21 protein-coding genes are annotated in these 24,258 nt (G+C 62.6%); 3 read left to right on the top strand and 18 right to left on the bottom strand.

Annotated features, from left to right (window positions below; genetic code table 11):
• Positions 1-27: 27 nt before the first annotated feature.
• Positions 28-3,594: an indolepyruvate ferredoxin oxidoreductase family protein gene (locus tag NTU39_RS25490; RefSeq protein WP_257958842.1), complete on the bottom strand. Its 3,567-nt coding sequence runs from the start codon at positions 3,592-3,594 to the stop codon at positions 28-30.
• Between the two features lie 629 nt (positions 3,595-4,223).
• Between NTU39_RS25490 and NTU39_RS25485 the strand changes: the two genes are divergently transcribed.
• Together NTU39_RS25485 and NTU39_RS25480 are read left to right on the top strand one after the other, a co-directional pair.
• Positions 4,224-4,433: a hypothetical protein gene (locus NTU39_RS25485; RefSeq protein ID WP_039393813.1), complete on the top strand. Its 210-nt coding sequence runs from the start codon at positions 4,224-4,226 to the stop codon at positions 4,431-4,433.
• Positions 4,434-4,676: 243 nt separating this feature from the next.
• The gene (locus NTU39_RS25480; RefSeq protein WP_150662005.1) at positions 4,677-5,165 is read left to right on the top strand and encodes an Lrp/AsnC family transcriptional regulator; all 489 of its coding nucleotides are present in this window, start codon (positions 4,677-4,679) and stop codon (positions 5,163-5,165) included.
• 73 nt (positions 5,166-5,238) lie between these two features.
• Here NTU39_RS25480 and NTU39_RS25475 read toward each other — a convergent pair whose 3' ends face one another.
• From NTU39_RS25475 to paaA, 8 genes are all read right to left on the bottom strand, one after another.
• The gene (locus tag NTU39_RS25475) at positions 5,239-5,895 is read right to left on the bottom strand and encodes a GNAT family N-acetyltransferase (RefSeq protein WP_039393809.1); all 657 of its coding nucleotides are present in this window, start codon (positions 5,893-5,895) and stop codon (positions 5,239-5,241) included.
• A gap of 244 nt (positions 5,896-6,139) precedes the next feature.
• Complete coding sequence (locus NTU39_RS25470) at positions 6,140-6,796, bottom strand: TetR/AcrR family transcriptional regulator (protein WP_150663559.1); 657 nt, start codon at positions 6,794-6,796, stop codon at positions 6,140-6,142.
• A gap of 9 nt (positions 6,797-6,805) precedes the next feature.
• Entirely contained in the window at positions 6,806-7,594 is a 789-nt protein-coding gene (locus NTU39_RS25465) for a DUF1835 domain-containing protein (protein WP_150663558.1), read from the bottom strand.
• A gap of 140 nt (positions 7,595-7,734) precedes the next feature.
• Positions 7,735-8,823 carry a 1,2-phenylacetyl-CoA epoxidase subunit PaaE gene (gene paaE, locus NTU39_RS25460; protein ID WP_150663557.1) on the bottom strand — a complete coding sequence of 363 codons (1,089 nt, stop codon included), beginning with the start codon at positions 8,821-8,823 and terminating at the stop codon, positions 7,735-7,737.
• A 54-nt stretch (positions 8,824-8,877) separates the two neighbouring features.
• Complete coding sequence (gene paaD, locus NTU39_RS25455) at positions 8,878-9,486, bottom strand: 1,2-phenylacetyl-CoA epoxidase subunit PaaD (RefSeq protein ID WP_150663556.1); 609 nt, start codon at positions 9,484-9,486, stop codon at positions 8,878-8,880.
• Positions 9,487-9,502: 16 nt separating this feature from the next.
• Complete coding sequence (gene paaC, locus NTU39_RS25450) at positions 9,503-10,306, bottom strand: 1,2-phenylacetyl-CoA epoxidase subunit PaaC (protein ID WP_150663555.1); 804 nt, start codon at positions 10,304-10,306, stop codon at positions 9,503-9,505.
• 63 nt (positions 10,307-10,369) lie between these two features.
• Complete coding sequence (paaB, locus tag NTU39_RS25445) at positions 10,370-10,666, bottom strand: 1,2-phenylacetyl-CoA epoxidase subunit PaaB (RefSeq protein WP_039393802.1); 297 nt, start codon at positions 10,664-10,666, stop codon at positions 10,370-10,372.
• A gap of 70 nt (positions 10,667-10,736) precedes the next feature.
• Positions 10,737-11,744, bottom strand: coding sequence for a 1,2-phenylacetyl-CoA epoxidase subunit PaaA (paaA, locus tag NTU39_RS25440; protein ID WP_039393800.1), 1,008 nt, complete (start codon positions 11,742-11,744; stop codon positions 10,737-10,739).
• A gap of 267 nt (positions 11,745-12,011) precedes the next feature.
• Between paaA and NTU39_RS25435 the strand changes: the two genes are divergently transcribed.
• Positions 12,012-12,998, top strand: a complete 987-nt coding sequence (locus tag NTU39_RS25435) for a DUF4434 domain-containing protein (protein ID WP_246184488.1) — start codon at positions 12,012-12,014, stop codon at positions 12,996-12,998.
• A 36-nt stretch (positions 12,999-13,034) separates the two neighbouring features.
• On the opposite strand, the gene NTU39_RS25430 is transcribed toward NTU39_RS25435, so the two are convergent.
• From NTU39_RS25430 to NTU39_RS25390, 9 genes are all read right to left on the bottom strand, one after another.
• Positions 13,035-13,442 (bottom strand): VOC family protein, encoded by a 408-nt coding sequence (locus tag NTU39_RS25430; protein ID WP_150663554.1) that lies wholly within the window; start codon positions 13,440-13,442, stop codon positions 13,035-13,037.
• Between the two features lie 9 nt (positions 13,443-13,451).
• Entirely contained in the window at positions 13,452-15,044 is a 1,593-nt protein-coding gene (locus NTU39_RS25425) for an MBOAT family O-acyltransferase (RefSeq protein ID WP_257958841.1), read from the bottom strand.
• Positions 15,045-15,097: 53 nt separating this feature from the next.
• The gene (locus tag NTU39_RS25420) at positions 15,098-15,349 is read right to left on the bottom strand and encodes an acyl carrier protein (protein ID WP_150663552.1); all 252 of its coding nucleotides are present in this window, start codon (positions 15,347-15,349) and stop codon (positions 15,098-15,100) included.
• Complete coding sequence (locus tag NTU39_RS25415) at positions 15,346-17,241, bottom strand: HAD-IIIC family phosphatase (RefSeq protein WP_217426144.1); 1,896 nt, start codon at positions 17,239-17,241, stop codon at positions 15,346-15,348. Before NTU39_RS25415 ends, NTU39_RS25420 begins: the two co-directional genes overlap by 4 nt.
• A gap of 134 nt (positions 17,242-17,375) precedes the next feature.
• The gene (locus tag NTU39_RS25410; RefSeq protein WP_257958840.1) at positions 17,376-18,458 is read right to left on the bottom strand and encodes an alginate O-acetyltransferase AlgX-related protein; all 1,083 of its coding nucleotides are present in this window, start codon (positions 18,456-18,458) and stop codon (positions 17,376-17,378) included.
• 35 nt (positions 18,459-18,493) lie between these two features.
• On the bottom strand, positions 18,494-19,477 hold the full coding sequence (locus tag NTU39_RS25405; protein WP_150663549.1) for an alginate O-acetyltransferase AlgX-related protein: 984 nt from the start codon (positions 19,475-19,477) through the stop codon (positions 18,494-18,496).
• A gap of 116 nt (positions 19,478-19,593) precedes the next feature.
• Positions 19,594-20,295 carry an alginate O-acetyltransferase AlgF gene (locus tag NTU39_RS25400; RefSeq protein WP_150663548.1) on the bottom strand — a complete coding sequence of 234 codons (702 nt, stop codon included), beginning with the start codon at positions 20,293-20,295 and terminating at the stop codon, positions 19,594-19,596.
• 16 nt (positions 20,296-20,311) lie between these two features.
• Entirely contained in the window at positions 20,312-22,540 is a 2,229-nt protein-coding gene (locus NTU39_RS25395) for an NfrA family protein (RefSeq protein ID WP_150663547.1), read from the bottom strand.
• On the bottom strand, positions 22,537-24,243 hold the full coding sequence (locus NTU39_RS25390; protein WP_150663546.1) for a glycosyl transferase family protein: 1,707 nt from the start codon (positions 24,241-24,243) through the stop codon (positions 22,537-22,539). Before NTU39_RS25390 ends, NTU39_RS25395 begins: the two co-directional genes overlap by 4 nt.
• Between the last annotated feature and the right edge of the window lie 15 nt (positions 24,244-24,258).

Genomic DNA, 24,258 nt, shown 5'->3' with positions numbered 1-24,258 from the left:
GGAACAGCCGTCGTCAGTGTCGACGAATCAGGCGGCGACGCGATGCGAATCGCCGTCACGGAACTGCGTGAGCAACTTCGTCCACTTGATACGCGTAGCGGCGAGGTTCTGCTCCTTCACGTGCCCGTAGCCGCGAATCTCCTGCGGCAGCTCCGCGAGTTGCACGGCCAGCGAGATGTTGTGCTCGTTCAGACGCGACAGCAGTTCGTTCACCAGCGCCTCGTATTCGCCGATCAGCGCACGCTCGGTGCGACGCTCTTCCGTCCGACCGAAGATATCGAACGCACCGCCGCGCAGGCCCTTGAACTTCGCCAGCACGCCGAACGCCTTCATCATCCACGGACCGTACGCCTTCTTCACGAGATGGCCCTTGTCGTCATGCTTGGCGAGCGACGGCGGGGCGAGATGGAAGCGCAGCGAGAAGTCGCCTTCGAACTGCTCGTTGAGCTTCTTCATGAACGCCGGGTCGGTGTACAGACGCGCGACTTCGTACTCGTCCTTGTAGGCCATGAGCTTGTGCAGCGCACGGGCGACGGCTTCGGTCAGCGGCATTTGCGAGCTCTCGTTCGGCAGGGCCGACTCAGCAGCACGCACACGATCCACCGTCTGCTTGAAGCGCTCTGCGTAAGCGCGATCCTGATACGCGACGAGCTGGTCGTAGCGACGCTGAATCAGCAAGTCGAGCGCGCGCGGCGAATGCAGCGTGATCAGCTTGCCGCCGGTGGCCGACGACTCGGGCGCTTCACCTTGCTGCGCGAGCTTGCGCACCGTGGCGAGGTCGTGTGCGGCGCGACGTCCCCACTCGAACGCCTGCTTGTTCTTCTCGATGGCGACGCCGTTCAGTTCGATGGCGCGCGTGAGTGCTGCGTACGAAAGCGGCACCCAACCCTTTTGCCACGCGTAGCCCAGCACGAACGGGTTCGTGTAGATCGTGTCGCCGAGCAGTCGCAGCGAGAGATGGTTCGCGTCGACGAAATCGACGTTCTCGCCAGCCGCTGCACGAATGTCGTTCTCCGTGCTTGCGCCGGGGAAGCGCCAGTTCGGGTTGCGGATGAACTCGGCCGTCGGCGTGTGCGCGCTGTTCACGACGATGTTCGTCACGCCGTGCTGCACGCGCGAGAGCGTGTCGTCGCTGGCGGTCGTGATGGCGTCGCAGCCGATCACCACGCGCGCGTCGCCCATGGCGATACGCGTGGCGTGAATGTCTTCGGGCTGTTGCGCAATCTGCACGTGGCTCGTCACTGCGCCACCCTTCTGGGCGAGACCGGTCACGTCGAGCGTCGTGACGCCCTTGTTCTCCAGGTGCGCCGCCATGCCGAGCAGGCCGCCGATCGTCACCACGCCCGTGCCGCCCACACCCGTCACGAGAATGCCGTACGGACGCGCAATCGTCGGCAGTGCCGGTTCCGGCAACGGCGGCAGACCGCTGCTGTCGACCTGTGCCGTCTTGGGCTTACGGAGCTGGCCGCCTTCCACCGTCACGAAGCTCGGGCAGAAGCCGTTCAGGCACGAGAAGTCCTTGTTGCAAGTCGACTGGTTGATCTGACGCTTCGTGCCGAATTCCGTCTCCAGCGGCTCCACCGACAGACAGTTCGACTTCACCGAACAGTCGCCGCAGCCTTCGCAGACCGACTCGTTGATGACCACACGCTTGGCCGGATCGGGATACGCACCGCGTTTGCGGCGGCGGCGCTTCTCGGTGGCGCACGTCTGGTCGTAAATCAGAATCGACGTGCCCTTCACCAGACGCAATTCGCGCTGTACACGGTCGAGTTCGCTGCGGTGATAGACGGGGATGTCGCCCACCAGCTTCACGCCGTCGTACTTCTCCGGTTCGTCCGTCACGATGACAATCTTTGCCGCACCTTCGGCATCGACCTGCGCCACGATCTGCGGCACGGTAAGCGTGCCGTCGACCGGCTGGCCGCCGGTCATCGCGACCGCATCGTTGTACAGAATCTTGTAGGTGATGTTGACCTTCGACGAGATCGCTGCCCGAATCGCCAGCAGACCCGAGTGGAAGTAGGTGCCGTCGCCGAGGTTCGCGAAGATGTGTTCGTCGCACGAGAAGGGCGCCTGACCGATCCAGGGCACGCCTTCGCCGCCCATTTGCGAGAAGGTGTCCGTCTTGCGGTCCATCCACACGGTCATGTAGTGGCAGCCGATGCCTGCGATGGCGCGCGACCCTTCGGGCACGTTGGTCGACGTGTTGTGCGGGCAACCGGAGCAGAACCACGGCTTACGCTCCACGGCGATGCGCGGCTTGGCCAGCGCCTGTTCCTTCGCTTCGATTACACGCAGACGCGTGGCGATGCGCTCGCGCACGTCGCTCGGCAACTCGAACTTTTCCAGACGCGTGGCAATGGCTTTCGCGATGAGCGCGGGCGAGAGTTCGTAATGTGCGGGCAACAGCCAGTTGGCCATCGGCACCGACCATTCGCCACCGGCACCGTCCTTTTCGTCGAACTTGCCGTACACGCGCGGACGCACGTCATCGCGCCAGTTGTACAGCTCTTCCTTGATTTGGTATTCGAGGATCTGACGCTTTTCCTCGACCACCAGAATTTCCTGAAGTCCTTGTGCGAACGCGCGCGCTCCTTGCGCTTCGAGCGGCCACACACAGCCCACTTTGTACAGACGGATGCCGATGCGCTGGCACGTGGCGTCGTCCAGACCGAGGTCGGCGAGCGCCTGACACACGTCGAGATACGCCTTGCCGCCCGTCATGATGCCGAAGCGCGCGTTGGGCGAGTCGACCGTTACGCGATCGAGCTTGTTGGCGCGGATGTAGGCGAGGGCGGCGTACCACTTGTAGTCGATCATCCGCGCTTCCTGCACCAGCGGCGGATCGGGCCAGCGGATGTTCAGGCCGTCGGGCGGCATGATGAAATCGTTCGGCAGGCGGATGTCGACGTTGTGCGGATCGATCATCACCGAGGCCGACGATTCGACCACGTCCGTCACGCACTTCATGGCGACCCACAGTCCGGAGTAGCGGCTCATCGCCCAGCCATGCAGGCCGTAGTCGAGATACTCCTGCACGTTCGACGGGAACAGCACCGGAATGCCGGCCGCCTTGAAGACGTGTTCGGACTGGTGCGCGAGCGTGGAGGATTTGGCGGCGTGGTCGTCGCCTGCGAGCACCAGCACACCGCCGTGCTTCGACGAGCCGGCCGAGTTGCCGTGCTTGAGTACGTCCATCGACCGGTCGACGCCCGGGCCCTTGCCGTACCACATGGAGAACACGCCATCGAACTTGGCGGGATACAGATTGACCTGCTGCGAGCCCCACACGGCCGTGGCCGCGAGGTCTTCGTTCAGACCCGGCTGGAAGACGATGTTATGACCGGCGAGGTGCTGCTTCGCTTTCCAGAGCGAGAGGTCGAGACCGCCCAGCGGCGAGCCGCGATAGCCCGAGATGAAACCTGCGGTATTGAGCCCGGCAGCGGCGTCGCGCGCCTGCTGCAACATCGGTAGTCGAACCAGGGCCTGGATGCCGCTCATGTAAGCGCGACCGCGCTCGAGCGTGTATTTGTCGTCGAGCGTGACCGATTCTAGTGCGGCCAGCAAGCTCGGATTGACGGGGGCGTTCATGGGGTGTGCTCCTCACTCTCACTGATTTTGGGATCGCCAAAACTTCCTGCCCCTCCCGCTCTCGTGAAGCAGGACGGCAGCGTGAATGCCGGCCTTTTGATTTTGCGCTTCCGAGGGCTCACATTCGTGATGTCACTCGTCGGGCGGGGCCTTTTTTCGTGATGCTGATGCCAGTCGGACTCATGGTAGCACCGGTGTCATGCCATTGCCTGACGGCGGATGACGTTGGCGGCGACGTTCCATGGGTTGCCGATCGACGGCAGTATAACGAGGATTATGACGTTTACGTAAACGTAAGACGCATGGCGTAAACCCTGTCTGGTCTTCCGGCCGGACACCCCCCATATAAGCGACAGGTGCGGCATTGAGCCGCTTCCGTGCTTTAGGAATCCTCCCCAAAATGGCGGCAATGTGTCGCGATTATGTCGGCAACCGTACGCTTGTCGGTGCCTTCTGACACGGGGGTAACAACGTGTAACGGTGCGGGGCGAATGGGAACGCAGCGGGCAGAATGCTCACTAATGCGTTACCCGATGTGTGACAAAGCCGTTATCGTCGCCTCGGGCACATTCATAGCGTGCTGTGAAAGCACGCAGCAACAACAAAGCGACACGTAAGAAGGAGTCACTGTGAATCAACGAAACATCGCCAAATTCCTGCTGGTTTCCGCTTCGTTCCTGACCCTGGAAGTGAGCGTCGCCCGCGCCGACGAACTGGCGCGCGACAAGACGGCCGAACCTACCCCGATTACGCAGCAGCGCACCACCCAAACGCCGCAGCGTTACGAAGGCCCGCTCGACCAGCGCACGATCGATCCGCGAGAATTCCAGCGCCGATAATCCCATCGGCCCGATCCACCCGAATCGGGCGCCGAACGGCTACGTCGGTGTTCCATTCAACCCCCTCAGTCACTGACGGACACAGGGCGCAGCCGGAAACGGCGGGCGCCTTTTTCTTGTCCGCTTTCTCGATTCTCATCCGCTGTAATTTCCCGTAACCGGCTATTTTTGATACCAACTTCCTCATAAGTGAGTTTATGCGCAATAATATTGCGCATAAATACCAAAAACAGGGAGGGGGGTATGTCAAAGCTGGAACTGGACAAGATCGACCGGCGGATTCTCGCCTTGCTGCAAAGCAACGGGCGTCTTTCCAATCTCGAAATCGCCGAACAGGTGCGGCTCTCGCCGAGCCCTTGCCTGCGTCGCATTCGTCGCCTTGAAGAGGCTGGCGTGATTCGTGGCTACGTCGCCTTGCTGGAGCCTACACGGCTTGGGCTCGGACTGCTGGCCTATGTGAATGTGCGACTCGACAAGCGTCACCCGGGCGACGGGGAGGGCGGTTCGGTGATCGAACATTTCCGCAGCGTTGTCGATTCGTGGTCGGAGGTCGTTGGCTGCTACGCGATGGCGGGCGACATGGATTATCTCCTGCGTGTACATGTGCGCGATATGGCGCATTTCTCGCGCTTCATGCAGACGCAACTGCTTGTGCACCCGAGCGTGGTAGACGTCAAAACCAGCTTCGTGCTCGATCAGTTGAAGGAAACGACGGCGCTGCCGTTGCCCTGAATCGCGCTCGACGAACGCGAGAAAGCAAAAAACCCGGCTGAGGCCGGGTTTTTTCATGGGCGACGCCGAAGCGTCAGGCTGCGCGCTGATTCGGCAGCAGCGCACCGACCAGACGACGCGCGTTGCGCAACTGACGCTTGAGCGCGTAGTCGAACGCGGCGATCTGATCCTGCATCATTTCCGAGAGCATCGATTGCGTGTCGGCCGGGGGCAGGCTCAGGTAGCCGTCTGCCTCGCCGTAGGCAAAGTTGATCTCCATACCGGCCTTCTTCGCAATGCGCATCATGCGGGCGTTGCGCGAGAGGCAGTGCATGTACAGCGTGTCGACGCGCTTGTTGCGGCAATGGATCGCAGCGCGCTCGAACAGGCGCGAGCCGATGCCCAGCCCACGGGCCGATTCGAGCACCGAGACGCCGAACTCCGCGACACGACCGTTCTTGCCTTCCGGCAGTTGGGCGACGTGAGCCACGGCGACGAGCGCGAGATTGTCGTCATAGACGCCAAAGACGCTGTCACGGGAGAAATCGAGGCTGGCGACGTAGCGCGTGATGATGTCGTCGGAGACGGCCTGACCGAAGCGCAGCAGGCGGTCTTCTTCGCCGAGCGCCAGGAAATGGCGCTGGAGTCGATGGATGTCGCCGGACGTCAGCTCACGAATCAACACGCTCGACCGCTCGTTGGCGGCAACCGTCGCGCGTGCGACGTCGGGCGTGTGGTTCGGGGCAGTCATGGCGTAATCCTTGGGTAATCTTTAGTGCGTCCACCTGATTGTGCGACGCAAAAGAATTATACCCGAAGGGCTAGGTAAAAACCCTAGGAAATTAAGCCTCGACCGTGGAAGGAAGTGTCTAAGTCTCTGAAGAATGGCGTCTTTTCTGGATTTCTCGTCTGACGGCTCTTCTATAAGAGTTGCTGCGAGGCAACAAAAAAGGGCGAGAGTTCGCCCTTTTTGCATAAGTGACCACTAACTCCGATTATGGCTTCGCAGGTATCGCCGGGGCCGGGATGGCGGCTTCGATTCCGTCAGGCAGCGGGGCTGCGAGGCCATGTTCGAGCACCGCGATGACTTCATTGGCAAAGTCGCGATAACGCATGCGGCCGCCCGGTTTGAGCCAGGTGAAGGTCCAGTTGATCATGCCGAACAGCATCATCGTCAGCGCGGTCTGGTTGTGCTTGGCGACCCGGTCGGGGAAGGCGCGCGTGAGTTGGCGCGCAAATGCGGCGACCACATCGCGCTGGCGGTTGAGCACGATCTCGCGTTGTTCGTCGTTCAGGAACTTGACGTCGTTGAGCAGGGCGATGTGACGCGTCTGCGATGTCTCGTACTCGTCGAGGAACGCACGGATCAGTTCGTGGAAGGTGTCGCGCTCCGACAGGCCGCGACGCTGGCCGAGCGCCTCGACCTCGGTGACGATCAGCATCAGGCGCTTGGTGTAGCGCTCGAGCAGATCGAAGAGGATGGCGTCCTTGCTGGCGTAGTAGTGATACAGCCGGGCCTTGGAGGTGCCGCAGGCGGCGGCCAGTTCGGACATCGACGTGCTCGGATAGCTCGCGCGGGCAAAGGCGTCGGCGGCGACGTCGAGAATCTGTTCGCGCTGCGATTCGTGATCGGGCGCTTTGGTACGTGCCATAAACGGGGGTTACTCCAGTCGTAAATCGCACGCGGCGGCGGCCGTGGTGTCACCGCGTAACGCGAGTCGGCCTGCCGCACCGAGTTCGCGGCAGCGCCACAAAAGAAAACTGTCGGTGGCGAAAAAACCTTCGACGCGCGGCATCATTTCGCCGAGAAATGCCGCCATCGGTGTCCAGGCCACCGGGGCGCGGGTCAAAATCTGATCGTCGATCTCGGCGAACGTCGCGCCTTCGAACGTGTTGTGCACCCAGCGACGGACCTGCGTATTCACTTGCTTGAGCGCCCGCCATTCCAGCGACAGACGGCCAATGCGCAGCAGCGAGATCGGGGCGATGCGAACGAAGCGCTCGGCCAGCACCTCCGGGGCGTACATGCCGACGCTGGTGCGACGGTTCGCGTCGCTCCCGTTTACCGCACCCGTCAGGTCGCTACCCCGCAGCACGATCTCGTTCAGGCGGGCGGGCGTGCCGCGCAGCATGAAGGCCACGCGACGCAGCGTCAACTGATCGGACGCGCTGTCGCCGTGCCAGCACACCACCGCGTTGTCGCCTTCGACGAGGCGTTGCAGCGACGCCAGTTCCTCGCGCAGCTCGCCGGCGTAGTCGCGACCGGCCGACGGGATGACGCGTTGCCAGAAAGCGGCGCGCTGACGTTCGTTCTCGTCGATCTCACGCAACGGGCCGATGGCCAGATCGTCACGCAGAACCAGGATAGGGTCGGCGCGTTGCGCTTGCGCCATCGCCGCACGCAATTGCTGCGCGGCGATATCGCCACAGACGACATGGATGGTATTCATGCCCGGTAGTTTACGGTATTCCCGCTACCTCGGGTTGACGCTCCCGTAATGCCCGGAATAATCGACGCATTGGCGGGATTTCACGCAAGTTTCGCTCGCGTTGCCGTCGCGTTCGCACGCGGCGGCAAACAGGCGTTCGATCAGCGCTCGTCGTAGCTGACCACGACGCGTTCCGTGAGCGGACGCGCCTGACACGTCAGCACGAAGCCCTGTTCGACTTCGTAGTCTTCGAGCGTGTAGTTCTTTTCCATGGCGACTTCACCTTCGAGCACCTTGGCGCGGCACGTGCAGCACACGCCGCCCTTGCAGGCGTACGGCAGCGACAGGCCAGCGGCGAGACCGGTGTCCAGAATGCTCTGACCTTCATACGGCTGACGCAGGCGACGCTCTTTGCCGTCCATCACGACGACCAACTCGGCCATCGGCGTGTCGTCGGTGATCACGACCGGCTTCACGCCCGCTTGCGGCGACGGCACACCGAAGCGCTCGACGTGAATCTTTTCCTTGGCGACACCGGCGGCGGCCAGCGCGGCTTCGGCGGCGTCCATCATCGGGCCGGGGCCGCAGATGAAAGCTTCGTCGATGCTCGCTGCCGGAATCAGCGTCTCCAGGAACGCGCTGCACTTGTCCTGATTGAGCAGACCGTTGAACAGCTCGACTTCCTGTGCTTCGTCCGACAGCACGTGATACAGACGCAGACGGCCCAGATACGTGTTCTTCAGGTCTTCGAGTGACTCGGCGAACATGATCGCGGGCACCGAACGGTTGCCGTAGACGAGCGTGAACTGGCTGTCAGGCTCCGTGGCGAGCGTGGTCTTGATGAGCGCGAGCATCGGCGTGATGCCCGAGCCACCGGCGAAGCCGACGTAATGTTTGGCGTTGGTGGCCGACAGACGCGTGAAGAAGCGGCCGTCAGGCGTCATCACGTCGAGTTGCTGTCCCGGCTTGAGCTGATCGTTCGCGAAGTTCGAGAACTTGCCGCCGGGTACGCGCTTGATGCCCACGCGCAGTTCGCCCGTGGCTTCGTATTCGGGGACGCCTACGCAGATCGAGTAGGAGCGACGGGCTTCTTCACCGTCGATCTCGGTCTTGAGCGTGAGGAACTGGCCTTGCGTGAAGCGATAGGCGTCGCGCAGCGTGTCCGGCACCGTGAAGGCGATGGAGATGGCGTCGGCGGTCTCGGGCCGGATTTCGCGAATCGTCAGCGAATGGAATTGCGGGGTCGTCATTGTCAGCTTCCCAATTGGGTCAAACGCGGGGTCAACGCGGGGTCAATCCGCCAATCAATATGGCTTGAAGTAGTCGAACGGCTCTTGGCACGTGCGGCAAACGTAATGCGCCTTGCAGGCGGTCGATCCGAAGGCGGAGACGACTTCGGTATGCGTCGAGCCGCAGTGCGGGCACGGCACGCCGTCTTTCGGACGGCCATAGAACGTGATCTTGCGCGGCGCGTCGGCCGACACCGCTTGCGCCCCGGTGGGCGGCGCGATGCCGTAGCCGCGCAGCTTTTCGCGGGCTTCCGGGCTGATCCAGTCCGTCGTCCACGCGGGCGCGAGCACGGTCTTGACGTGCCACGGGCCGAGGCCTGCGCGCGTCATGGCCGCCGCGATGTCCTCGGCGATCTGCTGCATCGCCGGGCAGCCCGAGTACGTGGGTGTAATCACGATCTCGAACGCCGCGCGGCCTTCGTCGTTCGTCACCACGCGCACATCGCGCAGAATGCCGAGCTCTCGAATCGACACGACCGGAATCTCCGGGTCGGGCACGGCTTCGAGCGTTTGCCAGGCGAGCGGCAGCGACGCCTCCGAGGCCGGCGTGAGCACGTCGGGCGCAACGGGAGGGGTGAGCGGCAGATTCGTCATCGCGTCGGCAAACAGGTTCGTCGTAGGCATGATGTGCGCGCGTGGCTTACCAGGTGGCGCCGGGATGCTGACGGGCCAGACCCTGCATCTCGCCGAGCAGATAGCTCATGTGCTCGGAGTGATGACCGAACTTGCCCGTGCTCTCGAACGCACCGCCGACCGGCGCGGTGAGCGTGGCTTCCGCGAGGGCGTCGCTCACGGTGGCTTGCCATGCGTCCTTCAGATCGGCCATCGTCACGCCGGTACCGGCGGCAGCCACCGTGTCTTCGAGCGTGTCGCGCTTGAAGATCTCGTTCATGTACGGCACGAGATAGTCGAGCGCGGCCTGTGCGCGACGATGCGATTCTTCCGTGCCGTCGCCGAAGCGCACGAGCCAGTCGCGTGCGTGGTGCAGATGGTAGTGCGCTTCCTTGACCGACTTGGCGGCGATGGCGGCGAGCGTTTCGTCGGTCGACTGCGCGAGCGCTTGCCACACTTCGACCATCAGGGCCGAGTAGAGGAAGTTGCGCACGATAGTGACGGCGTAATCGCGCTCGGCAGCCGTGGTGCCGGCAGTCGGGCCGTAGTGGGGCAGCTCGACGAGCGTCCAGTTACGGAAGGCGAATTCGTCGCGCCAGAAGGCGTAGTCGTCTTCCTGCTTCGCAAAGCCGGTGAGTTCGGTTTCGAGCTGGGCGGCGTGCTGATACAGCATGCGTGCCTGGCCGATGAGATCGAGGCTCAGGTTGGTGAGCGCGATGTCTTCTTCCAGCACGGGGCCGTGACCACACCATTCCGCGTTGCGCTGACCGAGGATCAGCGCGTTGTCGGCGAGGCGCAGCAGATAGGACAGATGTTCCTGCGTCGGTTTCATGTTCTGGGGTCTCGCTTGGGGCGCGCCATTGACGTGCGTTTCGTCACGTCGGCGCGCAGCCGCTTACATGTGGTTCACTTCTTCCGGCAACTGGTAGAAGGTCGGGTGACGGTAGATCTTGTCGGCGGCCGGATCGAACAGCTCGGCCTTGTCTTCCGGAGCCGAGGCCGTGATGGCGACCGACGGCACGACCCAGATGCTCACGCCTTCCTGGCGGCGCGTGTAGACGTCGCGCGCCATGCGCAGCGCCATCTCGGCGTCGGCGGCGTGCAGGCTGCCGCTGTGCTTGTGTTCGAGGCCCATCTTGCTGCGCACGAACACTTCCCAGAGGGGCCATTCCTTGTTGCTTGCTTGCGTCATGATCGTTCCTGATGTCTTGTGAGGGCGGCGCGCTCTTGCAACCGCTTATGCAGCTTGCTCAGCAGCCTGCTTATGCCGCTTGCTTCTCGGCGCGCTGGCGCTGTTTCGCGGCGTGGGCGAGGGCGGCATCGCGCACCCAGGCGCCTTTCTCGTGGGCGGCCACGCGGGTGCCGACGCGTTCCTTGTTGCACGGGCCGTCACCGCCGACCACGCGCCAGAATTCGCTCCAGTCGATCTCGCCGTAGTCGTGGGCCTTGCGGGCTTCGTTCCACTTCAGGTCCGGATCGGGGAAGGTCACGCCGAGCACCTTGGCCTGTTCGATGGCGGCATCGACGAACTTCTGGCGCAGGTCGTCATTCGAGATGCGCTTGATGCCCCACTTCATGGTCTGGGTGCTGTGGATGGATTCCTTGTCGCTCGGGCCGAACATCATCAGCACCGGCCACCACCAGCGGTTCACCGCTTCCTGCACCATGTCGCGCTGGGACTGCGTGCCGCTCATCATCGCAAGCAGGGCGTCGAAGCCCTGACGCTGGTGGAACGACTCCTCCTTACAGACGCGGATCATGGCGCGCGCGTACGGACCGTACGAGCAGCGGCACAGGGGCACCTGGTTCATGATGGCGGCGCCATCGACAAGCCAGCCGATCACACCGACGTCGGCCCACGTGAGCGTCGGGTAGTTGAAGATGCTGGAGTACTTGGCCTTGCCGGAGTGCAGGGCGTCGATCATCTGGTCGCGCGACGTGCCGAGCGTTTCGGCGGCGGAATAGAGATAGAGACCGTGACCGGCTTCGTCCTGCACTTTGGCGAGCAGGATGGCTTTGCGCTTGAGGCTGGGCGCGCGCGAGATCCAGTTGCCTTCCGGCAGCATGCCGACGACTTCCGAGTGCGCGTGCTGCGAGATCTGGCGAACGAGCGTCTTGCGATACTCGGCAGGCATGTAGTCCTGCGGCTCGATCTTCTGGTCGGCGGCGACGCGCGCGTCGAAGCGAGCTTGCTGCGCCTGCTCGGCCTCGCTCAGGGCTTGCACGCCCTTGGGGCTGTTGCCGGCCAGATCGATGGCTTGCGTATACATAGAGGAAGGCCTCCGCGGCATGTGGGGATATGGAACGCATTATAAACCGACCGGCCGGTCGGTCAATAAATGTTTTCCATTAGGCCGGAGAGGTGTGGTTTTCTACAGCGCTTGAGATTTTTCAGTGGAAATGAGATTGCGCGCCGAGGTTGGCGGCGGGGCTATGCGGAGGTCATGTGTCCCCGGAATATCCGAACAGGTCAAAACTAGACTCAAGCGCGAAACAATTGCGCTTACACTCTCGTCTGCCTGACTCCTTCGAACTGTATGCGCCAACTCATCGTCTCCCCGATGCGCCGCCGTCTGATGCAGGCCGCGGTGATCGCTGCTTGCCTGCCGCTCTCCGCCTGTAGCGAGCGTGTCGAGATCGGAGGGAGTTTCCTGCAGCTCTGGCGCGAGCATCTGGACTGGCGTCCCGAGCAATGGCGTGCCCGCATTGCCATGACGCGCGCACTGGGGTGCCGGGAACTCTTCATTCAGTGGATCGCGCTGACCGGCAATCCCGCGAGCGAGTGGCAGGCGTCACCCGCACTCCTGAAGCTGTTGCTCGATGAATGCCATGCTCAAGGCATGGGCGTGTATCTGGGGGTGCCTTACGACGAGCGTTGGTGGACCGTGCTCGGCAGCCCCGACGCCGGGCTGCTGGAGCGCTATCTGAACGATGCACGCGAGCGCATCGCGCTCACGCTGCATAACAGCGCTCTGCCACGACACCCGGCGTTTCGAGGCTGGTATCTGCCGCACGAGATCGAGCAATACAGTTGGTCTGACCCGACGCGGCTCGACAAACTCGCGACGTGGCTCGACGCAGTCTCACGCCTGTCGCACGAATCCTGCGCGCGTGCTCCCGCTATCTCCACTTTCTACAGTCATATTCCGGGGCCGGGATCGCTGGCGGAGCTGTGGCGCGCGCTGCTCGATCGCTCCGACGTTTATCCGATGATTCAGGACGGTGTGGGCGAGTGGGGCATCGAAAATTACGTGGCACTCGCGCCCCTGCGTGACCTGTTCGTCTCACGTGGCACGAAATTCGATCTGATACTCGAACTGTTCCAAAGCGCGCCCGACGGCAAGAAGGACGGCACCGATTTCAAGGCACACGCGGCGAGCTTCACCCGCATCGAGAAGCAATGGGAAATCGCGCGTGACTACGGCGCCCAACGAGTGATCGCCTTCGCGATCGACCCGTGGGTTCTGGGCGACACACCAGAGGCACATGTACTGCTGCGGCGCTGGCAAGCGGCACTACGCTGACCGAGAAGTCGGAAATCGCCGCTGGGACAGGCCGTCTCACGCGCCTTCGATAATCTCGATGATGTTGCCGTTGGGCAGGAACAGGAAGACGATGCGACGCCCGCCAAATGCAACGGCTGGGGCAGGTTCCGCCGTGCGGCGTGCCCCCGTGTCTTCCAGTGCTGCGAGGGCACGATCAAATTCGCGGGTCTCGAATGCCTGGTGGTACATCTTCGTGCGACGCTTGAGCACGCCCTCGACCGGTGAGCCTTCGGCGCTGGGTGCGAGCAGTTCCAGACGCGGCCCCGGCCCGGTCAGAAAGCGCCCGCGCACCCGCTGGACAGGATCCTCGAACTCCGCCGACTCCTGCGAATATCCGAGCAATTCCCAGTAGGCCTGCTCTGCGTCCAGGTCGCGACAGGCGATCCCAATGTGATGAAAGGTACAACCAAGGTCGGTCAGCATGATCTGGCGTCAGAACTGGAAGTATAGAAAGCGGGCCGTCTTGTGCAGGTTGAGCGCGGCGTACGCCAACACGACCATCGACAAAGCGGTCCACGCGAGCGTGGGGCGCCATTGCAGCCAGCGCGGTGCGCCCGCAGCGGGTCCTTCCAACGCGGGCGAATACACGTTCATGATCTGGTTCGAGTTGGGTGCACACCACACCACCACGAGCAGCACCGCGATCAGCAGGCCCTGACTCCAGCGCTCCAGGAACAGGCGCAACACGTCGCCGGTGGTCCACTCAGGCGCCGCGTGCGCAAGGGCATGCAACGGATACAACACCGGCGCCAAGGGCTCCAGACCGTTCAAACCGAGCATGTTGCCGATGAGCATGAACGCGTCATGCGTGCTGTGGGCACGGAAGAATAGCAACGCGAATACAACACAGAGGAACGTCAGCACGATATACCCGGCGCGCACCAACCCAGTCGCCGGCTGCGCGCGCTTCGGGCCGAACTGGCGCCAGGCGTGATTCACGCTCAGGTACATGCCATGCAGCAGACCGAAGATAAGAAACTGAAGCCCTGCACCGTGCCAGATACCGGCGAGCCCCATCGTGAAGACCGTCGGAAACAAGATCATGCTGCCGAAGCCACGCGCGGTCGTCGTTGCCTTGCGGCCAACCGGCAGTCCCTTGCGTGCCCGGGCTCGCGTGATCGCCATCGCCACCGGGGTATAGAGATACGCGGTCAGATAACGCGTGAGCGTCATGTGGAACCGGGTCCAGAACTCAATGATGCCGGTGGATTTGTAGGGCGAATTGAAGTTGAGTGGGAAGCGAATGCCGAACATTTTCGCCAGGCCCATCGCCATGTCCGAGTACCCCGAAAAATCGAAGTACAACTGCAGTGCATAGGCCAGCGCGGTTCCCCATGCCGCCATGAACTGCAACTCACCCGGTGCGTTGAAGCCTGCTTCGGCCCACGGTGCGATGCTGTCCGCGAGCAGCACCTTTTTGGCGAGACCGATGATGAACAAGGTCGCGCCGATCGAGAGATTCTCCGCCTTGAACCGGTAACTCTCGCGGTCGGCAAACTGCGGCATCATTTCCTTGTGATGCAGAATCGGCCCCGCGATCAGGTGCGGAAAGAATGTGACGAACAAGACATAGCTGACAAAGCCCCGCTCACGGACCACACCCGCGCGGCAATCGAGCAGAAAGCCCAATTGAGTGAATGTGAAGAACGAGATGCCGAGCGGCAGGATCATCTCGCTCACGCTATGCGAGACGAGGCCGTATCCCGCGAGGAAATCGAGCAACGCGACGAGATACTTGTAATAGAACAGCAGCCCGAGGTTCGCGACAATGCCGCCCGCGAGAATCCATGATTGCAGACGCGGACGGTTTTCCGTCGACAGAATGCCAAGGCTCACGACATAGTTAAACGCAATCGACCCGAGCAGCAACGTGACGAACACCGGGTTCCACCAGCTATAGAACACCAGCGAGGCGATGCAAAGCCATGCGGCCGCCGCGATGGGGCGCAACGCTCCCGCGAGGTAGTACCCGCCCAAAGAGATGGGCAGGAACAGCAGGAGAAACGGCAGGGAGTTGAACAGCATACCGGGAAATCTGTGTCAAAAAGGTCGCAGGGACGCTTGCGGCTATATCAAGATCAGCCCTTCGCGGCCAATTGCTTCTTGATCAGCTCGATGAGTTCGCCAACGTTCTTCAGGCCTTCGATCTCCGACGTCTTGAACCGCACACCGAAACGCATTTCGGTCGCGACCATGATGTTCACGTTCGACAGAGAATCCCAGGCGTCAAAGTCGGCAGCCGACGATTGCGCCGTAATCACGACCGAGTCGTCGTCAAAAATGTCGCGAAAGATGTCGGTCAGCGCTTCGAGGATGTCGTTGTCGGTCATTTCATGCTCCTGATTTCCATGGGTGCACTTTGTGGAGAGAATTCGCCAAGGTCCAGCACCCATTCGGAGGCGTTCTCGTGTCCGGCAAACGGCGTAAATCCAAGGTTTCGAAAATGATCCTTGACCATGCCGTTCTTCGCGGTGGGAATATACTCGCCGATCAGGCGTTTGGCCCCGGCGGCGCGTGCTTGCTCTGCGAGCACACCCAACGTGGCGCGCTCGACTTCGCGACCGAGTACGCGGCAGCTCATCAGCCACGTATCGATGCGCCAATCGTCCCCGGCCGTCGCCTCTGGCAGGGCGGCGATGACGGCAATAATGCCGTTATCGCCAAAGCTGTCCTTCAGTCGGAAGTGCAACAGGACGGCGCGCGGATCGCGCATCATCTCCCGAACGTCGTCTTCGGTATGACGGCGCGTCGTCAGATTGAATTGGTTCGTCTTGCCCATGAGCTGAACGACGCGCGGAAGATCGGTCTCGTTGAATGTGTTCCATTCCAGCACCATCTGCAGACTGGCCAGATACGACGCAAGATCCTTCTGACTGGTGCGCATGACTTCGCGTTGCAGGTTGGCCTGATACTGGCCCGCGCGTTCGCGATCCTCGGCGGTCAGTGCCACCCCTTCGAAGTAGCCGCCTCTTGCAACGGTCGCCGCATACAACGCGGGATCTTCCGGCATCTCAGGAACCTTCACCATCGGTAGTTCGCGGCGCACAAGATTACGTTCGAACGGATTGTCATCCGCGAACACCAGCGCATCGAGTCCGATATTGAGCTGCGAGGCTATCGAGCGCAGGTTGCTTGCCTTGTCCTGCCAGTTCGCGACGAAGCACGCGATGTCTTCTCGCTTGAGCACCATCTCGGGATGCGACGTGAACGGTTGCAGCGCATTGGCTTCGTCGTTCTTGGAGCAAACGGCGAGGATCACTCCTCGGCGCGTCAGATCCCGCGCGTAACGCTGAAATGCGGCGAAGGCTTCGCCCTCGCCGTTGCCCTGTCCCAAGACAATGCCGGCCAGGCCATCGTCGCCGATCACCCCACCCCACAACGTGTTGTCGAGATCGAGCACGAGACACTTTGCGCTGCCGCCCCGGCGCGCCGTGACAAGTCTCGCCACCAGTTCGCCATAGGCCGGCCCCGCGGCAGGCGTGACGTACTGCTTCGCCCGCAGCCATAGCCGTGGATCGTGCCAAGCGCTTACCCCATCCTGCTCGCAGGCATCGTCCAGCGCGAGGATGTCGACCCCCGCCGCGTCAGCCGCCTGGCGCATGGCCTCGTTGAGTCGGCGCGTCAGCCAGCGCGCCGACCCCGGCATGCGTTGCTCATTGTTGCCCATGAGCGCGACGTGGGTCGGCATCAGCGTTTGTTGAATCACATGGGCGCCAATATCTTCTCTCAGACGGCGCCAAAGCTCGCGCAGGTTATCGATGGCGCCCGCCACCATCGCATCGGCGTCCGCCGCCGTCATGGCGGCCGTCTCGTTGCCGATCAGGTGCTGTGTATCGAAAGCGCACAACGCGACGTTCGGGGCAAATGCGTACAGACCGGAGGACGGATCGAGGGTCTCGCGCAGATATTGACCGTAATCCGGCACGTACATCTGTGTCCATAGCTGACGACGCAGCGCCCCCACCCGCAGACCGGGCAGCAGATGATCCATCGTGGACGAGCCAAGGACCGCCAGACGCACCGGGGTTGTTGTCAGATCCGCTGGCGCCTGAGCGCCATAGGCCTTGACCAGACGCTTGTCCAGCTTCCCCGTCTGCACGAAGTCCAGATTCTCATTGGCGAGCCGAACCAGCTCGCTCCATGCGGGCGCAACGTCCTTTGGAAGGGCATCCACTTGCTTCGCCCAGTCGGGCGTGCGAGGCAACCAGTTCAGCTCCGGCATGAGCATGTGTCCATTGAAATAGTGGTGGCGCTGCGTGCGCGCCAGGCAATCCGACAGGGCCTACCCGCACAGCGTGGGTCCGTATCGATACGTCGGAACTTGCGCTTCTGTGCCGCCGACGTCGTGTTCATGCGCTAGCCACCCTGCAGCAGCGATTTCTCCTGCTCGGTCAACGGCTGGAGCAGCGACATCTCCGACATCTCCCAGATCACAAGCCTCAGGCTCTTCGGCCAGCGATCACGATCCTGCATGGTGTGAACGAGCGCGTCGGCGAACTTGCCGCCGTCGCGACTCTGATTCCATACCGGTTGGCCGAGCGCCTGCCCCAACTGCTCGGCGAAGTTGCTTCGGCGGGAATTCGAACTGCCGGCGAGCAAAACTTCAACAGGTGGACCGTCGTCGAGCAAGCCTCCGCTTGCGGGCAACGTAAAGGTCTCCGGCACGTAGCTGTCCGGCGCCGGGCGCCAGCCGTCCGGCGCCTTGCCCAGCCCCGCGAGCACCAGCAAGTCACCGACGCGCGGCTCGGCACGCGGCGCGCGCGACACGTCGTAGCGTAACGAACCCTTCTGCCCCAGTAACGCAAGCGCAGCCCGGGCGACTGCCTGCGCCGCGGCGGCTGCCCCCGTCTGATTCATATGAACGTCGGTTCGGTAGAAAGCGTCAGGCATCGATGCAAGCAGTTGCGTCAGATCGACGTGAGGAACTCCGGCATCTGAAAGGGCCTGCTGCCACATCGTCATGCCCATCATCGTGTCCGCAGGACGCGTCAGGCCGCACAGCGCATTCGCGGCAATACGCGACTTATCCGGCACCGTCACTGCCAACACCTGCACATTTGCGGCACGCAGCCGGCCCGCGAGCTGCTTCATCAGCGCAATTCGCTTGCCGATCTCGGCACGCACGTCGGCAACCGGCGCACGCACGCCATCGGTGTAGAACAGCCATCCGGGGCAGCCCTGCTGCACCTGCGTGCCGAGTTGACCCAACGCCACGTAGCGCAACGCCGCATCGGCGGTTTCAACCGGTTCGCGGTACGGTAGCGCCAGCGTTGTATCCAGACGTTTGCCCGCCGTGCCGTCCAGCCATGCTTTCGGCGTGTAGTCACCGAGCCCAGCCTTGGATGACTCGTACACGCCGTAGATCAGCCCCAGGACCATCAACATCCCGAAGCACAAGGCGCTCAGGAGATGGGAGGTCGCCGCGGGCGGTGTCGCCACCGCATCTCGCGAAGAAGTCGACAAACTCATATGCGTTACTTGGCGATGGCGGCCGCGACGCGGTCGCGCCATGCAGCGTCGGTCATAAGTGATGCTGCGTCCCACTGCCCGCTCGTATTCGGGCCGTACAGCATCTGGACTTCATTGAGCTGCCACACGACGACTTGCGGACGCGCCTGCTGGAACGCCGGCGACTCAAGGTACTGAGCGAATACGGCCCACGGGCCGAAGTTGCCATATTTCCAGGTCAGGCCTACGCGCCGATCGATGTCCGCCGACAGCGCCTGCGGGAAGCCCAGATATGGCTGGACAAAGCTATTGCCGACGACATGTACGGGCGATGCCGCGTCGTCGAGCAGACCACCTTCATCGGCTTTGTTGGAGCGCACGACATAAATCTCCTGGCCCACGGCCTTGCGCTGCGCAGCCGTCATCAGCTCGGCAAAGTCCGCGAAGCGGCGCTCCTTGATCCAGTGCCCCAGCTTCTTACCTGTGCCTGCCTGGCCGGTAAGCGTCCAGTTCTTCTTGATGACTTCAGCGGTCGCGGCGGCAGCGGCTTCAGCGCTCCAGGCCGTCCAGTGCGAATCCTTCTGAAAGAAGGCGGTCTGGTCGTCGTGCTCCACGCTCTTGAGTACGGGCATCAGATCGACTGTCTGAATATCCGCGCGACGCAGGCTGTCGATGATCTGCGCGTAGCGCTCGCGCACGGCGGGGGCGATTGCCGTACCTGCGGGAAGCTTGTCTTCGTAAAAGCGAGCCTTCAGTGGGGCCACTACCACCACCAGTCCGATACCTTTTGCCTTGAGCGCATCACGCGCGGCGCGCATCAAATTGACGGAGTTGTCGATGCCGGCGCGGCCTGCGTCGGTCATGTTGTCCTGAGCGTAGAACAGCCAATCGTCCTTGCCGATGAGCACCGCTTGCGCGTGCGCACTCGTGGCCGCCAGGCATGCCCCGGCAATCATCAGGCCGGACAGCAGTTTCCGGGCGAATCCCGGGAAATCAGCGTTGATTTTCATAATGCTTACGAAGAAGGATTGTCGTGTTCTGGCGCTGACATGCGACCGCTCTGCGGCGGCGTCCGGTTCTCCGAGACCGGCTGCGCAGCGCGCGCACAGGAGCCTCGATATTCACCTCAGTTGGCGCGATAGGGTTGCGTCCGATTCGTCGCACCGACCAGCACGGGCGCTTGCGTCGTTCCCACGAGGAACACGCTGTAGCGGTCACCGCCCTTGAGCGCCGGCAGCGCCAGCGGCGCAGAAGCATGATCCGCGCACGACCCGACCAGCGAGGCCGACACCGGATTGATGGCACGCGCGTTGCGTGCGCCATCAGCCACACCCGGGAAGACCGTCGGACCGTTAGCCACACCGATTTTGGCCAGGCAGCCGGGCACGAGATTGTATGCCGCGAGTTCCGCTTTCAGCCCATCGGCCGCAGGACTCTCATCAACGATTGCCCTGGCCGGTGCACTGGCGTGCGAGCCGTCGATAACCAGCGTCACGAAACCGCCCTTCGGCGACTTGCCCGCCACCTCCACCGCGCGACCGTTGACCTTGAGCGTATACGCCTGAGCGCCGGGCAACACGCGATAGTCGGACACGATCTTGTGGTCCGCGGCGAGCGATTCGGCCTTCGCGCCAGCACCCAATTGCACGTTGACTGCCACGTTGCTCGCGTTGAGCACGCGCACGTAGACCGATCCTTCGGGCGGCAACGCATACAGCTTGGCGATGTCATCGGCGGGCGCGGCGTGCGCCAGGAGACCGACCGTCGCCAGCGCCGTTGCGGCGAGTGCCCGGTTTGCGCACGGTACGCGTTTGAGGAATCCGAACATGGTTGTTATCACGTCTTCAATATGAGAAATAGAGACCGGCGAAAATGCCCTGAGAGCGATCGTCGCCTGCGATGCGCACGCGATACTGTACGTTCAGATCGATGAACGATTGCGGCGCATGATATTTGTCCTCGCGGAACCACCAGCGTGCGGTCAGGCCCGGGCCAACACCCATCGTGAAGCGCTGCGCGAGCAGACTGTCGAAACCGGCCGTGGCGCCCAGATAAGGTGTGACGACGAGGTTGCTGTCGATGCTGTCCATGCGAAAAGCCCGGCCATAGCGCGCTTCGGCAGTGCCCAGCGTTTGCGGATGATCGATGAAGTAGTCGCCTTCCGCGTACAACTGCCAGTACTGCCAGTTCGATTTGTCGACACGCAGGCTCCCGCCTTCCCCTTCCGACCACGCGGCCCGCAGCAGCCAGTCGGTCCGGCTGTTGCTGCCCAGAGGGATGAATTTCTCCACCGCGAACACGAAATTCTGCCGACCGAACGGCTTCCAACGTGCGCCCAGCACGCCCTGATTTGTCGAGAGTCCGGTAACACCGCCGGTGCCGTCATAGAGCGCTTGATTCATCCGCGCATACAGCTCGAACGTGCTGCCGTCGCGGTTGCCTATCACTGGCGGGCGCCAGAAGATTTCTTGCGACGACTGCAGGGTCTTGCGAGCGCTGAGCGAAGGCGCGAAGGCCGAGTTCATGACACCGACCGTGCCGTACCCGAGCGCGGCGTTGAAACCCCACGTGCGATCCAGGTCCGATACGGCCTGACGCACGTTCTGGCGCGCTTGCGGTTCCAGTTCGATCTGGCCGTCATCCGCCGCGTCGATCGCGCGCGAGAACCAGTAGCTCGCCTGCTTGTTGTCATAGAGGCGCTGCGCACTGTAAGCCGCGTCGAGCAGACTCTCGGGCGGCACCTCGCTCCCCGACGTCGCAATCGGGGCATAAACCTCCCGCGCCTCGCGCTTGCGCCCCGCGAGACTCAGCGCGTTGACGAGCAGCAGACGGTACGCGAGGTTATCCGGTGCGGCGTCGAGTGCCTCGCGAGCCGCTTTGGCCGCTGCGTCATAGTCCTTCCTGGCCATCGATGCATACGCCTGCGACGCGGCTTCGTACCCGGGCCCCGCACCCGCCAGGCTCGAACCGGCAGGCAGAAGGTTGCAAAGTACGTCCTGCGAGTCAGACGTGCAGAAGACCACCGGCGCTTCATCCGCGGCGCTACGCGCACGCGGTCGGCCCGTGCGTTGCTGGGTGTCGGCGGCAATGCGTTTAACGCTCGCGAGCTGCTGCTCCGAGAGCCAGTCCTGCGCCACTGCCTTGTCGAAATCCTTGCGAGCGTCGTCCGGACGATCGAGTTTCTGGCGGGCGAAGCCGCGCATCGCGAGCGAAAGTGCGTCCTCCCCGTCTTGCGAGAGCGCGTCCGAAGCGGCGGCGTCAGCCTCGGCGTATTGTCCTTCGCTCAGCAAGGCCCCGGTCAGCAGGTAGCGATAACTCTGCACGTCGGGTGCCTGACGAACGGCCTGGCGCGCCAGCCCGACCGCCTTGACGTAGTCGCGCTCGCGATACGCGTCCCACGCGGCCAGCGCAGGCGCCGTGGCCAGCCGGCGATGCATACGGTCGCGCAGCGCCTGAAGGGCTTCGTCGCTCGGCGTGAGACGTAGTGCTGCATCTGCTTCGTCGGCGGCCGCTTGCGCCTTGTCCTGACGCTCCAGCGAATAGATCAACAGACTGCGCATGCCCGCGCTGTTCGGCTCGTAGCGCAATGACTCACGAGCGTTGCGCTCGGCCTCGTCATAACGGCCGGCAGCATAGGCCTTGTAAGCCGCATCTCCCGCCTTATACGCCGGGGACTGCATTGTGCCGCCCTTGCCGCCACTGGCCTTGGGGGCGAGTGCGATACGCAGGTTATCTCGTGCCGCGCTTAGTGCCGGATCCCGGTGCCCTTGTGCCAGTGCCTGCTCCGTGACGTCAAGCGCTTGCTTCGTACGCCCCATGTTCTGCAAGGCGTAGACACGCAACAACCACAGGCGCGTGACGTCCGGCCGTAAAGCCAATGCTTTCGCGGCCTGCGCCTGGGCAGCGGCGTAGTCCTTACGGTTATACGCCTTGAAAGCAGCGTCTCCGAACTGCCACGCCTCGCCTTCCAGCGGGACTTCGGCGCGCGCCGCGCTGGCGGGTGCCGCAACCGCGCCGGCCGAAAGACTGGCTAACACGGCTGTGTAGCAAAGGGTGCGGGAGAAGAACGTCATGTGGCCGCGCTACTTGAAATATGGGGTTCTGCGTCAGGTGACGGAAGCCCCGGAACACCTTGCTGAAATGAAATCGCTTCGTGCAGTGTGGCTTCGTCCAGCCACCCCTGCTCGACGAGAATCTCGCCAAGCGGACGGCCTTCGCGCTTTTGCACATCCAGTGCATAGGCCAGCTTCGTCTCGTCAATGGCCTGCCAGGACATCAACAATTCGCCCAGACGCTGACGCTGCTGCGTGAGCTGATCGGTCGTGGGAAAGTCGTGCATCGTCTTGTCCCACACCAGTCGCTTGCCCGTCACAAGGTGGACGATGAACAGGCGCCAGGCGCGCGCGGCGGCCATAGCGTTGATGAAGTTGCCGATCACCATGCGCGGCATGGCAAGCAACGCGTGCTCCCAGCCGTACATATGAAACACAAAGTAGCTGCGCTGAATTACGCGCAGCGCCAGCGCGAAGGCATTGATCCCCATGAGGGTTACAAGCCATCCACCCGGCGGAAATACCGACGGATAGTAGATCGTCCACCAGCCCATCTTGTCGGCGATCAGGAAGACAAGGAAGTTCAGCAACAGCACATAGGCGAGAATGGCGATGAACGATGTCGCGAGCCCCTTACGATCGCGAAACAGCAGATACTTCGTGGCGAGCGATCCCTGCCACCCGACCTGCGCCCAGCCCTGCAGCCCGATGCCCAGCGTCCAGCGAGCCTTTTGCCGATATGCTGTCCTGAACGTGTTGGGGAAGTACTCGCGAATGCCCAGCGGCATGCGAATCGTGGAGACTTTTTCCTTGCCGAAACCGAACAGCCCGGCGCGCTTGACCACGTATTCGACCGGGAACTTGCCGAAGATCTGCTTCATCCCCTTGCGCGCCAGGCGCGCGCCGATGTCGTAGTCCTCGGTCAGCGTGTCGGTATTGAATGGCTGGTTATTCGTCTCGGCTGCCAGTTCTTCGAGCGCCTTGCGTGAGAAGCAGGTACCCACGCCCGCCGACGGCACCATCTTCGACAGGCTTTCGCGTACCACCAGATCCTTGGTGTGCCATTCGGCGAACTCGTCCATGTACGTGCCCGCGACGAGTTCATACCACTCGCGCTCCAGCGACGTCACCGGCAACTGAACGAAGTCGATGCGCGGCAGCAGATAGTTGTAGTACTTCAGCTCCAACGGGTGGAGCACATCTTCGCTGTCATGCAGGATCACGCCCGCGAACGGCTCAGGCTGCGACTGGTTCTGCTTGAAGATCGCTTGGACGATCCAGTTCAGGCAATCCGCCTTGCAGGTAGGTCCGTCGTGCGGCACCTGTACATGCACAAGCTGGCGGTAGCGCCTGCGCATGCGCTCGACTTCGGTCTTCGTCTTCGCGTCGTTCGCATACGTGCCTACGAAGACCATGTAGTTCTTGTACTCGAGCGTGCCCACCATGCTCTCGAGCATGGCGGCAATCACGTCGTACTCCAGCCACGCCGGCACCATGATCGCGAGCGGCTGCTCACGCACCTCTCGCAGTTGCGATGCCTGCAATGGCGTGTAGCGTCGCCGGATGAACAGCGACCGGTAGATCTGGCGCACCCAGTACCAGGCATCGACGAACAGATCGTCGGCGCTCGAGAGCAGAATGACGATGCCGACCACCGCGCTGGCAATTTCCAGCGCGTGGTAATAGTCGGCGACCAGATAGGGCCAATAGAGCGAGGAGATCACGGCGACGTGTCTCTA

The organism is Pandoraea commovens (assembly GCF_024704525.1).
GTDB classification, from domain to species: Bacteria; Pseudomonadota; Gammaproteobacteria; order Burkholderiales; family Burkholderiaceae; genus Pandoraea; species Pandoraea commovens.
Note: the sequence above shows the minus strand (reverse complement) of the source record. Positions and strands in the feature narration are given on the sequence as shown.